This window comes from Paenibacillus sp. FSL R7-269 (genome assembly GCF_000517865.1).
Classification (GTDB): Bacteria; Bacillota; Bacilli; order Paenibacillales; family Paenibacillaceae; genus Paenibacillus_AQ.
This window is the reverse complement of record NZ_ASPS01000006.1, coordinates 1-14,502: the sequence shown is the minus strand read 5'-3', so window position 1 is coordinate 14,502 and position 14,502 is coordinate 1. Positions and strand designations below refer to the sequence as shown.

Annotated in this window: 5 protein-coding genes and 1 pseudogene; 2 read left to right on the top strand and 4 right to left on the bottom strand. The window is 53.2% G+C overall.

The annotated features are described in order from the left end of the window. Nucleotides 1-2: 2 nt before the first annotated feature. The 3 genes and pseudogenes from ppsA to C162_RS37420 form a co-directional block, all read right to left on the bottom strand. Nucleotides 3-2,624 (bottom strand): annotated as a pseudogene (ppsA, locus tag C162_RS01925) (phosphoenolpyruvate synthase). Between the two features lie 313 nt (nucleotides 2,625-2,937). Continuing rightward, entirely contained in the window at nucleotides 2,938-4,245 is a 1,308-nt protein-coding gene (locus C162_RS01920) for a BNR-4 repeat-containing protein (protein ID WP_200869163.1), read from the bottom strand. A 956-nt stretch (nucleotides 4,246-5,201) separates the two neighbouring features. After that, nucleotides 5,202-11,597 carry a rhamnogalacturonan lyase family protein gene (locus C162_RS37420; RefSeq protein ID WP_036690650.1) on the bottom strand — a complete coding sequence of 2,132 codons (6,396 nt, stop codon included), beginning with the start codon at nucleotides 11,595-11,597 and terminating at the stop codon, nucleotides 5,202-5,204. Nucleotides 11,598-11,857: 260 nt separating this feature from the next. Here C162_RS37420 and C162_RS01910 point away from each other — a divergent pair, with 260 nt between their 5' ends. Further along, the gene (locus tag C162_RS01910) at nucleotides 11,858-12,757 is read left to right on the top strand and encodes a DUF1835 domain-containing protein (protein ID WP_051493146.1); all 900 of its coding nucleotides are present in this window, start codon (nucleotides 11,858-11,860) and stop codon (nucleotides 12,755-12,757) included. Nucleotides 12,758-13,044: 287 nt separating this feature from the next. Here the strand turns inward: C162_RS01910 and C162_RS33990 are convergent, their stop codons facing one another. After that, nucleotides 13,045-13,656: a lysozyme inhibitor LprI family protein gene (locus C162_RS33990; protein WP_051493145.1), complete on the bottom strand. Its 612-nt coding sequence runs from the start codon at nucleotides 13,654-13,656 to the stop codon at nucleotides 13,045-13,047. A 244-nt stretch (nucleotides 13,657-13,900) separates the two neighbouring features. Between C162_RS33990 and C162_RS35850 the strand changes: the two genes are divergently transcribed. Continuing rightward, nucleotides 13,901-14,502 (top strand): TrmB family transcriptional regulator (locus tag C162_RS35850; protein ID WP_036690886.1); only part of this gene is annotated, 602 nt, incomplete at its 3' end.

The following is a 14,502-nucleotide window of genomic DNA, read 5'->3' as shown; positions in this document are numbered from 1 at the left end:
TATTATAGCAGCTCAACATATCCTGTGCTTCCATCCACGCGAATGCGTTGCCCTTCTTGAATCCTTAAGGTCGCATTCTCCACGCCGACCACGGCAGGCAGGCCATACTCCCGGGCGATCACTGCCCCATGTGTCATCAGCCCGCCGACCTCGGTGACCAGCCCTTTGATGGAGACGAACAGCGGCGTCCAGCTGGGGTCTGTAAATGAGGTGACCAGGATATCCCCTTCCTCCAGTTCTGCCTCCTCCATATTAAGGATCACTCTAGCCCGTCCTTCGATTACTCCTGTAGAGACAGGTAGACCTGCCAGGGCGCCGGGCGGAAGATCCTCCCGTCTGTACCGGCCGGACAGAATTTCACCCTCTGAGGTGATGACACGGGGCGGCGTAAGCTTTTCGGCTAATTTGAATTCGTCCTTGCGTCTCTTAATCAGCTCGTCATCGAATACACCAGTGCGAACGGCCTCGTATAGCTCCTCGAATTGCAGGTAGAAGATATCTTCCTTGCCATGGATGCTCCCTGCCTGCGCGAGCCGCTCCGCTTCCTGCATCATCGCCTGTTTGTATACTAGGTAACGGCTGACCATCCCGTACTTCGGATATTCCCTGTACCCGATGTAATGCCGGACCAGCTCAATCCGTTGTCTGGTTTCCCGCATCTTGTCCTCACTATCCGGCAACAGCCGCAAGCGTTCCATGATGTCCCGTTCCTTCTCCCGTGCTTCCTTAAGCCCCTGCTGGAACTTCTGTCTGCCGGCCCCCGGCGCGAACTGCCGGATATTGCTGAGAAGCATAGGAATCAGAATGACCGGGTTCTCACTCCAGCGGGTTCTGGTAATATCGATCTCCCCGGTGCAGCGCATCCCGTATTTGCCGAGATACTCTGTCAGCGCTGCATAGGCAGCTTGCCCGCCTTCTATCGCAAGGAGTCCGGCCAGGAAATCCCCGTCTTGTACGTGCTGCTGCAAATAATCGGTCACCTGCGGAAAAGGGCGGATGACATCGGCCACATCAAGCAACGCAAGGCCCATGGCTGAGGTAATATTATTGTCCACCGATTGCGATAAGGTATCTGCTGCGTTGATTTCGCCGAGCCATTCCTTCAAGTGCTCATTCAGCCAGGCCGAAGCATCCATAGCAGCCATGAACACTGCTGTACTGCGCGGATCGAACAACAGCCGCTTGAGTTCCTTAATATCCCCACGGATAAAATCAAACAGTTCCGCGCCGGATTTTCCCTGAATGGCCTGCTTCAATTCGTCAACCGAGGCTTCGTTATTCTTAATCAACTCTGTAACGGTCGCCGGATCAGACTTGAGCGGTGCCTGCTCATGGGGATCGGGTATGTCTGGTTTGCTTTTACCGGGACTGGCGGAGGGTTGAAGCTCTGGCGATACGGGTATGAAATCTTCGCGTTCAAGGATCGTCAGCAGCGCGTCTTTGACTAAAGGATCGGACTTCCCAAGGGTATCAACAATCGTCTGTCTGGCAGGTGAGGCCAAATAAGCGGTGACATCAACGAACAGCCTGGAACCGGCTACCCGCATAGGGGCAGGAGTAACCATCAGATGAAAAGACAGGCCCAGCGGCTTCATCGCGTCCGTCATCATTTGCCCATGGCCGACAGAGACATATGCACGGTTCTCCTGATCCCCGGATTCCGGAATGGGATATAACGTAGTGACCGGCCGGCTCTGGACGATATAGAAGATATCATCGGCCAGGCACCATTCGATATCCTGCGGGCCCCCGAAGCTTGCTTCAATGCCCCTTCCGATCCGGGCAAGCTGCACAATCTGTGATTCCGTGAGCGTCTCAGCCCCTTGCTGCGCAGAATCAAGCTGCCGGAGTTCCGTGCCGCCTTCCGGTAAAGTGTAGACCGCCAGCTTTTTGGAGGCAATCCGCTTCTCAACGATGTTCTCATCCCGCACCTTGTAGACATCCGCAGATACGATGCCCGAGACGAGCGCTTCACCCAGACCATACCCTGCGTCGATCGATAGCAGCTTGCGGTTATTTGTAACAGGATCTGCAGTGAACATAATGCCTGAGGCCTGCGGGAAGACCATCTTCTGTACAATGACAGATAAATAGACTTGTCTGTGATCATAGTCTTACTGCATGCGGTAGATTACCGCACGGTCTGTGAAGAGCGACGCCCAGCATTTGCGGATGTGTTCCAGAATGGCGTCCAGGCCTATTACATTTAAATACGTATCCTGTTGACCGGCAAAAGACGCATGCGGCAGATCCTCTGCCGTTGCACTGGATCGCACCGCATACGCCGTACCGTTCCCAAACTGCGCGAGCTGCTGTGTAACGGCTGCCACAACCCCGGGCGGAATCTCGGATTCTTCAATCGTCTCGCGGATCGCTCTGCTGATGTCCAGGAGTTGCGCCGGGTCTTGGCCTTTGGCTTGCATCACCGTTAACCGTTCCAGCAAAGCATGATACGCTTCATTATGCCGGATAGCTTCCTGATAACCCTCTGTCGTCACACAGAACCCCTCTGGCACATGGATGCCTTCCATTCGGGACAGCTTGCCCAGGTTCAGCCCCTTCCCGCCAACCAGCAGCAGTGGTACATTGTCCATGTCCTTAAGCCTTAGAACCAGTGATTGCATCCCTATCTCCCCTAACATGTGAAGTAGAATCTGTAAACCGTTAATAAATCGAGCGGAAAAATAAATTGACATGCGTGTAGCGGCGTGTTAAGATAAAAATATAAGATGTCTTATTTTTGTTCTAAAATAGTTAAAAATAGTCGCAGTTGATTATATCATCGTGTATGTATATATGCAATATGAAAGAACCCGGACATTCGCCCGGGTTCTTTTTTTGAATCTATTTCTCCCTGAAACGGTACCGTACTTTAGAAGGACGGCAATGCCTTTTCCACTTGCTAGATAGCTAGTGGTGAAACCCGCCTTGCCCAGCCTAGTTATTTCGCCCATAGTAGAGCTTAAGGTTCGTTACATCTACCAGATACAAGGTGTCAATGCCCTTCGGACTGCGGTCTACGGCCAGCCGTTCAACCGGGATACCCGGTGCAAGCGAGCTCTCCGTCCAGCCTCCGCCGGTATTCACTGCCATGAACGCCCGGTCAGTTCCGCTGCTTTTGACATAATAGATTCTGGCTGCTGTTCCGGTCCAGGTCACATCGATCGCCGCGTTGGTAGGAGCAGCGTTATAGACGGTCTGCAAGTTCCAGCCTCCTGCACCGTAAGTCGCCTGCTTCACAGCAAAGCTTGTGCTGCTCTCCTCACGGTAACGGTAAGCGATCACCGGACGATCCGTTGAATCAAGCGTCATCTTGGCGCTCTGTACGCCCGGACCGCCGGGGTCGCTGCCACTCTGCACATAGGCTTCGCTTGGAGCCATAGGCTGCACAATATCTGCCGTAGTCAGGGAGACTGGCGCTGTAACCGGAGTTCCGTCCGCTTTGCTGAATATGCCCGTGGACGGGCTGTACTTCAGATAGGACAATTGATGGCGCAGCGGGCTGGCGGCGAAGTACGCCCACTCGAACAAGATATGCAGATCGCCATTCGCGTCAAAGACCAGGTCATCCGGATAGACAGACCGGTTCAGATGCGCCGCAATGGTCTTGACCTGAGTCCATACGGAGTCGGCATTGTTCCAGCGCAGCAGAACAGCCTCTCTTTTGCCAGCCAGGTCTTTATCGACACGCACCAGCAAATACAGATCGCCATTCGGAGCAGTCGTCACTACCGGATAGGTTACCGTCATACCTGCAGGCAGATCGGCCGAGTGGTTCTGCGGAATTCCGCCCACGGTATCTGAGCGGTAATAGCGCCAGGCATTGCTGTGCATGGAAGCAAAAACGTGGAACCGCCCGCTCCCGTCCCTCGCCATAGAAGGCTGATTATGCCCGAGATCGTCCAGATATTCTGCAGGGGTTGTCCCGTCCATGAGCGGAAGCTTGCTCCATAGTCCGTCGTTGTCTCTTCTTGCAATAGCTACCGTATGCTTGCCGGGGATCGAACCCGGACCATTATAGGCCATATAAGCATACTCATAGCCCAGCCCATAAGTGGCAAGAGGAGACCACCAGCCGGCCTGATTGCTGGAATCCATCGGAAAAGGTACCTCCTCCAGCACAGCCGCCGCGCTCCCCGCTCCCGCAGGTACTGTGGTAAGCAGCAACGTCATTACTAGAGCAAGCATCCAATGTTTGATCCGCTTTGTCTTTCGGTACTTTTGTAACTTTCTGATCTGCTTCAACTATTTACGCCTCCTTCATCTCATCGCTTTCCGTACATAAATAGATAGATACTGAAATAGATAGATACCTAGCAGCAATGTGAACGTATCAACAAATACAAACCTGTCCAGGTGTAAACGCATACATATATCTCCGGCCCCGCCTCCTCTTTCAGCAACTATTCAGGTATTAGTTTGCTTGGTACTGCTGGTTATCACTGTGTGCTACTGTGCGCTTAGATGCTGCTGTTGCTGGCCCAAGAATAGCATGCTGATTAAAGGATTGTTACTGTACTATTGCAAGATAGCTGTAACTGGGGGCTTTTATCGTAATAGCTGCATTAAGCTGTATGAATTCCAACGCCCGCTCACTCTCCTGCTACTATTGACGGCGTCCAGTGTAGGAGGGGTATTAGTGCTCCTTATTTGCTCACGTGCATCGTATCCGCTAGATTCGGGTGCATTAATGCACCCTATTTGCCCGTTTTGCTGACATTCGCTGAAATGAAGTGCACTAGTGCACTTCATTTCAGCATAACACCCACTTTATGGCGGATTCAGGGGCACTTCTGCTCTTCATTTGCTTGTTTGGCCTGCATCCGCTTAACTCAGGGGCACTAGTGCTCCTCACGGCTCTCCTTCGGCCGCCCTCGGCTACTCACCTAGCCCATTCTATTCGGTTTTTCGCTTACATCCGGACTACAGGACCTCGCACCTGCCCAGTGTATTCGCTTTTTGACACACATCACTCCTTAGGCCTGCGACTGGTGAAATCTGGTGTACTCCTGCTCCTTCTGACGCTCCTCACGGCGCTCCTTCTGGCTCTCATCCTAAAGCTCCTCCATCCACACTCAGCCCAAGCTACTAAATGTATCTCTTAAAGCACAAAAAGCCCGGTTTCCCGGGCTTTTCTAGAAAATTTCACACGTTCACGCAATCACATCACCACACGCATCATTCGCTCTTCAGCCAACCGCTCACTTCCGTACCGTTACTATCAACTTCGCGGATCTGGACTCACCTGCCGCGTTGCGCAGGACGGCTTCGTATTCATAGGTTCCGGGTGTTTTGCCGGAGATTGTAGATACTACGGACTGGGCATCCGGGGTATGCGCCTGTAGAGTCTGGGTATCAACCAATACGCCATTCTCATACAGCTGGTATTCCACCGCATTCGTTCCCCACCACAGATTCATCGTAACCGCATAGCTGCCGTCCCCATCCCAGTTATCACCCGATAATACCGCTTGCCCAGGGGAAGCATCGGTGACTGTCACCGTCAAGGGTGCGCTGGTCACCGATCCGTGCGGGTTGCTCAGCTCCAGCGTATAGACATAAGTCCCATTCTGCCTGCCGGAAATATCGATCTGTACAGACTGGGCAGACGGTGACTGGTCTGTAAGTGCGCCTTCTTCAATCTTTTCTCCATTCTCAAAGAGCTTGAAGCGTGTGCCATTATTGCCCCACCAGAGATTCATCGTAACCGTATAATCGCCGTCCCGCAGCCCCGTATCATGCCCGTTATTATCCGACAATACAGGCATACCTGGAGCGCTGTCCGCAAGCGGAATACTCTGGCTGATCCATGCGGCCCATCTGGTGAGCACATTCCCTTGTTCCACTGTAAAAGCCGCAGCGGCCCCAGAGCTGACTTCCTGGCTGTATGCTGCAAGCAGCGAGCGGGCCTTCGACCCTTCACGCGCCCCTGCCGCTTGCTCCGACTGCATAAGCTTACCAATTAGTTGCTCTGCAAGCGCTGCCGCACCCGGGTCAGCCGATTCACCCGCGAAGGTACGGGTCAATTCAGCCAGACTCGCAAACGTAGCGTAAACACTGTAACTGAAGTCTACATTAGTCTCACGGCCTGCAAAATCACTAACATTGGCCGTCACCCTATGCAGACCGGGTTCAAGTGTATACGCAGGTGTATTCAGTAACTCGCCGCTTGGTTCCGCTACTCCAGACACCGAATCGGAAGCCGTATAGCTAATCCCGACCTGCTGATCAATCGTATACTGTGTCTCTCCCTGAATGACAACCGCCGGAGGCGATAGGTCAACAGCCACCGCCAGTGTCTGCCCCGCCTCCTTATTACCGGCTTTATCCACACTCCAATAGGTCAGGGTATGCTTGCCCTCCTCACTTATCGTCAGCTTGCTGCCGGTCTGAAGCTCTCCGCCGTTCACCTTGAAATACGTCTGGTCAACCCCGGACTGCTCATCGCTCGCGGTGAACGTCACTTCTGCCGCCGATGTGTACCAGCCGTTCTGCTCCGCTCCCTTCACTGCCGCAGCCGTATGCGGCGGGGTCTGGTCCGTTTGCTCTCCTTGAAGAGTAACTAAGGCGGACAACGGAATGTTCAGCTCCTTCACAAGCCCTGCTACCAGCTCAGATACCTTAATCGCACCGTTCATCTGCAGATGGGTATTGTCCTCCGTGGTTCCCGTCCACATGAAGATGGACTTGGTGCCCTCTGTACCCAGCTCCTGAAAATACTCCCAGCTGGCCTGATTCAAATCCACCAGCAGCGTCCCCGTCTCCTGCGCCGTTTCCTTCATCGCCTGTACGTAGGCCGGGAAGCTTTTGTTCAGCACCTCACCGCTGAAATCCCTCCGGTTCACTGGTGTAACTACTACTGGAATCGCACCTCTCTGCACAGCACCGTTAATATATTCTTTCAGATACACCTTGAACTGCTCCGGGGTAAGATAACGTTCCGGCCGGGACGGCGTCGAATCATTATGCGACCACTGCATGAACAGATAATCCCCTTCATGAATGCCTAGCAGAATATCGTTTAGATATCCGCCGTTCAGAAAGGTTTTGCTGCTTAGTCCGCCGACTGCCCGGTTATCAATGACAATCTTGTCGGTGTCAAAATAACGGCCCAGCGTCTCGCCCCACCCCGCCTGCGGACGGTAGTTCTCCGCATAATTGGCCACGGTGGAATCGCTCGCCAAATATAGAGTCGGCTTATCGGCCGCCCCCTGCTCCGGCAGGCGCTCAATCTTCAGCGCGTTGATCTTCGGCGTACTGCCGGAGAAGCTGAAGTTAAATGCGCCATCGATCAGGGCGACATCATACGTCACTTCCTTGAATTGGCCTGCCGGGATAGTGGCGACCGGCATCTTGTTCATTTGCTCCACTGTAACAGCAGTCTGGGTCACTTCTTGCGTATCCCCAATGGTCATCGTCACCCGGTAATTCGCCGGCTTCATCTCCACCAGAAACGAAGTGCCGTTCACACGGGTAAAGTCCTCGGTTAGCGGATTGCCGGTTCCCCGGTTCTCGTCCTGGACCAGCGCGGTGTCGGCAAAACCATAGGCGTTCCCTTCAATATAAGCCCGTTTGGCATCTACCTTCGTGTAGCCGTCTGCTACGCTGCCGGAGCCAAAATCAAAGGCGTATGTGCTAATATCACCCACAGCCTTGCTGGTCAATGAATCGCGCGCGACCGTCAGCAAATTCACCGCATGATTGATCTGCGCCTGCGAGGCTGTTGTTCCGATCAGCGCCTCGGCAGCGCTCAAGGCTCTATGCACCACAGCTACAGAGGCTTCCGTGTAGGATGCCAGGTCGATAGCTTTAACTTCCTTGTGCAGCGCAATCAACGCCGCCATATCGCCTGCTGCCGCCGGCAGCTTCGTGCCTTCAATTTTTACGTTGTCGATCTGGGTGGTCCAATTCAGCGTGCCTCCTCCTCCTTTTCGCGTACCCAGGAACCGCAAGCCCCTAACGTTATTCGCATACACGCCAGGACTCAGCGGAATATCACGGATCGTCTGGGTGACACTTGGATTAGCGAGACTTGTCAAGGTGAGATCAAGGGTTTTTCCGGCAAAATCAATCTTCAGCTTGACATTCACCCACTGATTCTTGGGAATATTCGTAGCTGTCCCGCCCCCTGGAATGGCAGTGGTGCCGTTACCATAGTCAGGTGTATACGGACCAGTAAAATAATGAATGTTCGTATTCGGACTTGCCGCTCCGGTCTTGGTGAGCAGGGTGAAAATCAGATTCTCATTCGCATCCTGCAGAGTCAGATGCCCCTCCGATGGGACAGCGCCCACATTGCCGGAATGCCAGTTGAAATCGACATTCACAATGTCGCCGTTCACCGCATCGAATAAGCGGAATACCTTGGCGCGGTTGCCGGAGCCGGAACCCGTCACAGACAATACCTTGTTCCCGTTCTCCCCAGTAACCGTCCCCGCCATAGTTCCGGCAGTGCCTGTAGCATTCACCATCGAGTATTGGGCAGCAGCCGGATCGCCCTCGAAATTCTCCTCATACCGCTGTACCTCCGGCTCTGGCTCCGGCTCGGTAATACCGGGATCAATCACGAACGGGGATATGCTAAGGCCCATGTCCTTCACTGCGCCAGCCACCAGACCGGCAATGACCTGTGCCCCATAGGTGCTGAAATGGGTATTATCACTGACCCCGTTCGGATACTTCGGATATTCCCCGGGATTAGCATAGAGGAACAGCTTCTCCGTAGCGGCCAGGCCGATCCGGTTGTAATCTGCAATGCTGAGCTGGCTCAGATCAATTAGCGGGACGTTCAGTGCAGCCGCTGTTTCTTGAGCCGCCTTCACATATTCCGGAAAGCTTACGTTGAATTCCTGAGTGATCGTATTGAAGTCCCTGCGTCCTACCGGCGTTAACAGAACCGGAGTGGCCCCGCGCTGCTTGGCTCCGTTCACATAGCGGGTCAAGTACGCTGCATAATCTGCCGGAGAGGCATAACGGTCAGGGATGCCTATACTTGCATCGTTATGGCCGAAGGAGATGAAGAAATAATCGCCCGGTCTGATCTTCTGCAGAATACTATCCAGACGGCCATCCACCATGAACGACTTGCTGCTTCTGCCGCCGATGGCATCATTCTGGATCGTTACTCCGCTGCTGAAGTAGTTACCGAATTGCTGGCCCCAGCCTTCCTGCGGAGCCTGTATCCCGCTGTAGGACTGCATCGTCGAATCCCCGGCCATATAGATGGTTGTTCCGGTTCCCTGCGTCTTCTCGTGGTACTTCTCGATCTTAATCTCCTGCACATCAGCTGCCTTACCGGAGAAAATAAACTCTAGCTGCCCGTCAACCACTGCAATGTCATAGGAATAGAGCAGTGGTGTTCCGGCAGGGATTTGGGTTAGCGCCAGCTTTTGCACAAATTCAGATTTGACCCCTACGCTCGAGTCTCTGTCTCCGCTGCCCAGCTTGAGCGTCACCTTGTAATTGGCATTCGGCAGGTCCACCGCAAACTTGGTATTCTCCGGCAGGGAAGCATGGCCCGCTCCCAAGGTGATTCCGCTTATGCTCTCGAAACCATACCCCGTTCCCTCCGTGTATGGCGTAGTCTGCACAGAAGTTGTTCCGGCTGGAGGCTCCGTACCGAACCCGAAGTGGTATTGCTGCTCCAGCGGTTGTGGCGCGCCGGTCAGTGTTAGATTGGCTTTGGGAAAAGCGGTGGCCTCCGTCCCGAGATAGAAGCCGGTGTGCGGCGGCTGGTTGTACGCCACATTCTGCCAGGCAATCCCCAGCCGGTACACCGGATCTTGCATGAGCGTAGGGATTCTGTAGGTTGTAGGAATTGTTGTGGTATAGAGTCTGTACTCCGTGCTGTCTTCACTGCGCAGCAGCAGCTCTTCACGCCAATCGCCCAGCAGGTCCGCCTGAAGGGCCGGGTTGCCTTTGGTATGATTATTGGTTAGCGCACCTGCTGCCCGAAAAATCTCCTTCAGCTGCTTATTCCGGTAATCCCACTTGTAAATCAGCGGAATGCCTTGCGCGGTAGTGTTATTCCAGTCGTGGTCGAACAGCTCCCGCTGAAGATCCCCATCCCACCAGATGGCGAAATTCGCGCTTCGCGGTACTTCATTCTGTTCATAGATCACCTGACCGTCAGCTGCGTAGCCTCGGGATAACGGGTCCATCTGCCCGTTCACGATGTTGGACGCCCAAGACTCATAGCCGGGATGCTCCGGATCGATATCCGCCGACATGCCCCGTCCGGTATCTTTTCCGGTGAATTGGCCCCAGAGGATCTCGCCTGTTGCGGCATCGCGCATCTCCAGCCCGTATGCAGCATCCTTATGCTCATGCACACTTACGACCTGATACCCGTCCCGGTTCGGATCGAGCTTCCCGGCATGCATCGCATCTCCGTGACCAAGCCCGGTGCTGTAGAGCAGTGTGCCGTCATCATCTATCGCCAGCGCACCATACATGATCTCATCTCTGCCGTCACCATCTGTATCCAGCACACTAAGGTTATGATTGCCTTGTGCTTCGTATTGTGCGCCAGCCTCGTTCGTGTCGAAGTTCCAGCGCTTCACCAATGCGCCATTCGTGTAGTCGTAGGCGGTAAGCGTTGTTCTTGTATAATAGCCACGGGCCATAACCACGCTTGGCTTCACGCCGTCCAAGTAAGCAATTCCGGCGAGGAACCGGTCGACGCGGTTACCATATCCGTCTCCCCACGCGCTTACATTGCCTCTTGGCGGATCATAGTCCACGGTGGATACAGCAGCACCCGTCTGGCCGTCGAACAGCGTCAGATATTCCGGCCCGCTGAGGATATAACCTCCGTCGTTGCGGTAATCCTTGGTGCCGTCACCGATGACTGTACCCTGCCCGTCTTTGGTACCGTCTGCCGTTTTGACCACCACCTCGGCTTTGCCATTGCCGTCCAGGTCATACACCATCAGCTGCGAATAGTGCGCCCCGGCCCGGATGTTCACGCCAAGGTCAATGCGCCAGAGCTTGGTGCCGTCCATTTTGACCGCATCGATGTAGACGTTCCCTGTATAGCCAGCTTGTGAATTATCCTTCGAATTGCTGGGACTCCACAAGAAAACGATCTCATATTCCCCGTCCCCGTCCAGATCCCCAACAGAGGCATCTCCGGCGTAATAGGAATACGTCCCCCCGTCTTTGGTCCGGCCACCCTCAGGCTTATCGAGCGGAATTGGCAGATAGGAGTTATGCCACACCGCCGCCCGCTCGGGCTGCATCTCCTCCTTCCCGGCAACAATCGTTGAAATCTGATATTGCGAGCTGTCCGCCCCCGTAGTATCCACATAGTTGGTAGAGTCTACGATCGGTGCCGGGTTCACCTTCATCCCGTTCTTATAGACATTGTAAGCGATTTCATCTAAATCCGTATTCAAGTACCTCCAGCTCACAAAGACGCCGCCATCCGTCAGAACTGCCACCAAGCCATGGTCCAGATATTCTGCCTGCCGGGCAGGAAGATTTCCAGTAGAAGCTGCATGTGCCGGTGCGGGCGGGAGAGCAAGCGGTAAGACCAGCAGACAGGATAATAAGAATGTGAGCAATGATTTCTGAACAGACCTCTTTTTTCTACCCATGGGCTTAACTCCTCCTATTATTCTAAAATCAATTTAGAAATCAGGGGAAACTTGTGCAGATGCTCTCCTAGTTGTCTTCCAGCTTGAGCTTGAGCGCCCCCGCCTCCTTTCCTGGTATCATTCATATGGAGCGTAACAAATAATAGGGATCCGTTCTGCTCAAAAAAAAGCACTTTCAGCCTAGAATCGACTTTTATAACGGGTAAGCTGGGTTCCAATATGTGGTATTATGGTGGATATGTTTGGTTAGGAGAGTGTTTATGGCAAAGGCACACGGAGTTTCAAATGAACGAATGGAACAAGAATTTGTACATATTCTTTTCGGCATGTCGGATGCAGGTTCCTTAAAAGTAACGCTCAGTGCTATTGGTATACGTGAGACTAACCACGTACTGGCTTTTAATGAATTATTCTCAATTGGGCCTTTATCAGGATTGGACACAGTACCCGGGATGCAGAACAGGCATCTATGGATGATGGAACGTGATGAGGAGTACAGTATTATCCAGCATCACAACCAAGAGAATCGGCTTGTCCATATGGTTCAGACCGTGAAGAGCATCCCGCACCACAAGATCATCGTCATTTGGGTGGCAGATAATGCGCATGACCAGACTGGGCTGCGTTTCGTATTGCATGTATTGCGGGAGCGTATACAGCCAGTGCATATGGTTAATGTGACTGAGCTATATCATTCAGCCGCAATTCATAGCACAGAGGGTTTCGTACCCTTTTATAGAGGTGCAATCGATCGGGAGAGTTACTTGTCTATCGTGAAGAAATATAGTCAAGGCCTCCCTCTTGAATCTGATCAGAGAAGGAGCTACGAATTGGATTGGCTCAGGCTGGCGGAGGAAAATCAAATGCTGCGTCTGTGGAAAGATGCCGCCATTATTAGCTGTGATGAAAACGCGCTGGATGAGTTAATTCTGAGGTCCGTTATTGAACTGGAAGTGGAGCAAGAGCGCAATCAGGTCAGGAAGGGGTTTGTAAGTGCAGCGAGTGTCTTCATCCGCGTGTTCGAAATCTCGCAGCAGTTCTTGGGCACTTCATTTATACTCCATAGAATGCGGGTATTGGTTAACCGGGGCGTCTTGGTGTCCCACGGAGATTCAGGGGATTTGAATCAATTCTTGCTGAAGCGGGCACAAATTTATTAAGTTACAAGATTTAATTTAGTACGCTTAATCGCACTCTGTACAACTAAATCGTCTAATTTACCGCCTATTATCCGCTTAACTGCATTTCATACAATTAAATTTGCTTCTATACCTGTTTCTACACCATTCGGGCAGATTTAGTTGTACAGCCTACAGTTAGAAGAGAAAATCTTTCCTTTTCACCGTTTTTAATTGTACAGAATACACTTATCAATTCATCAGGTCATTCAAATGGGCAAAAAATAGCGCAGCGGCCCTCCTTACGAGAGAGCCGCTGCGCTATTTGATTACTTCATATACAACTCCACCAGCTTATAACAACGCTCCTTCGTCACTGAAGCCAAGGTCGCCGCGTACTCCAGCCCCTCCATCGTTCCGCCCTTATATTTGGCAGCCGCTTCTTCTGCTGTCTTATCGCGTTCCTTGATCCAGCTTAGCTGCTCCTCTTTCAGTTTCGCCATTTCGGCTTCGGGAAGCTGCTCCTTGAGCGTCTGGTAGATTTCATTCAATGCCTTGTCCCAGCGTTCATGCTCCTTGGAGGCGGCCGACTTCATATCAGTCATGACGCCGCTGTCCGACAGAGACTTCAGATCACTAAGTCCTTCTTCAATCTTATCCAGCTTGTCAAAATAAGTCTGCCGCAAGGGTTCCCCTGCCGACGCACTGGCCTTCGGCGTGGCTTCCGGTGCGGTCGTCTGCGCTGGTGCCTGTGCCGTAGCTTCCGGTGCAGGCTCTGCGGTAGCTTCAGTTGCGGGTTCAGGCGTAACCTCCGGGCTTACCGTCGCTGCCTGTCCGGTCTCTGGAGTAGCCGCCGTACTGCCATTCGCCGCCTCGTTATTGCCGCAGCCAGCCATTAGCAGACTGGAGATGAGCATGGTTGTTAGAATTGCTCTCCGCATAAGTCCTCATCCTGTCATTGGTTTATAGTCGAGACTCTCTTGCATACCGGCTTTTCAAAAGCCGTCTTGAAAGTTATTACCTGATTTCACCCGGATATAATCATTTTTTTGAAAGGCCTGGGGACGCGGACAGCCGGATATTGCTGCTTGACAGCATTTTAGGATCGGAGTAGTATTTTGAAATACCTCTACATACAACAAAAAACAACGAAGCATTACACACTCACAGAAAGGCGGTTCACTCATGATTGAAGCATTACGCAAGCTTGGCTTATCCGATCTGGAAGCCCGCTGCTATCTCGCGCTGCACGGCCAGCCGCCCTCCTCGGGCTATGAGGTCGCCAAGCAGGTGTCCGTGTCCCGGTCCAATGTATACGCCGCGCTGCGCAGTCTAGTCGATAAAGGAGTCTGCCGGACAGTCGAAGGTGAGCCGGTTACCTTCGCTGCAATTCCGGTCCGGCAGGTCGTTAAGCTGCTTCAGGCGGAATTTGAGCGCACAGCCCGCCTGCTGGAGAACGAGCTGACCCACCTGCCTGCTGTACCGCCCTTCTTCAGCAACTGGAAAGGAGACGCACAGGTCGTTCTGGCGGTAAAGCGCCTTGCTGCCAATGCCAGCGCAGAGATTCTGGTAGATATCTGGGCGGAGGATCTGCACCGGATAGAAGACACACTGCATGCCGCCGAAGAACGGGGCATTGCCGTCCACCTGATGGTGATAGGTGACATAACTACAGCGCTGTCGCGTGTCATTGTACATAGCGTACCGGCAGGCGGGCCGAAGACCGCCCGGAATTTCTCGCTCCTGCTGGATAAGGAGACCTCGCTTCTGGGCAGCTTCACCCGCCA

Coding starts and splice junctions, on each gene's coding strand:
- C162_RS33990 (WP_051493145.1), bottom strand. CDS start 13,656: ATGCGGAGAGCAATTCTAACAACCATGCTCATCTCCAGTCTGCTAATG.
- C162_RS37420 (WP_036690650.1), bottom strand. CDS start 11,597: ATGGGTAGAAAAAAGAGGTCTGTTCAGAAATCATTGCTCACATTCTTA.
- C162_RS01910 (WP_051493146.1), top strand. CDS start 11,858: ATGGCAAAGGCACACGGAGTTTCAAATGAACGAATGGAACAAGAATTT.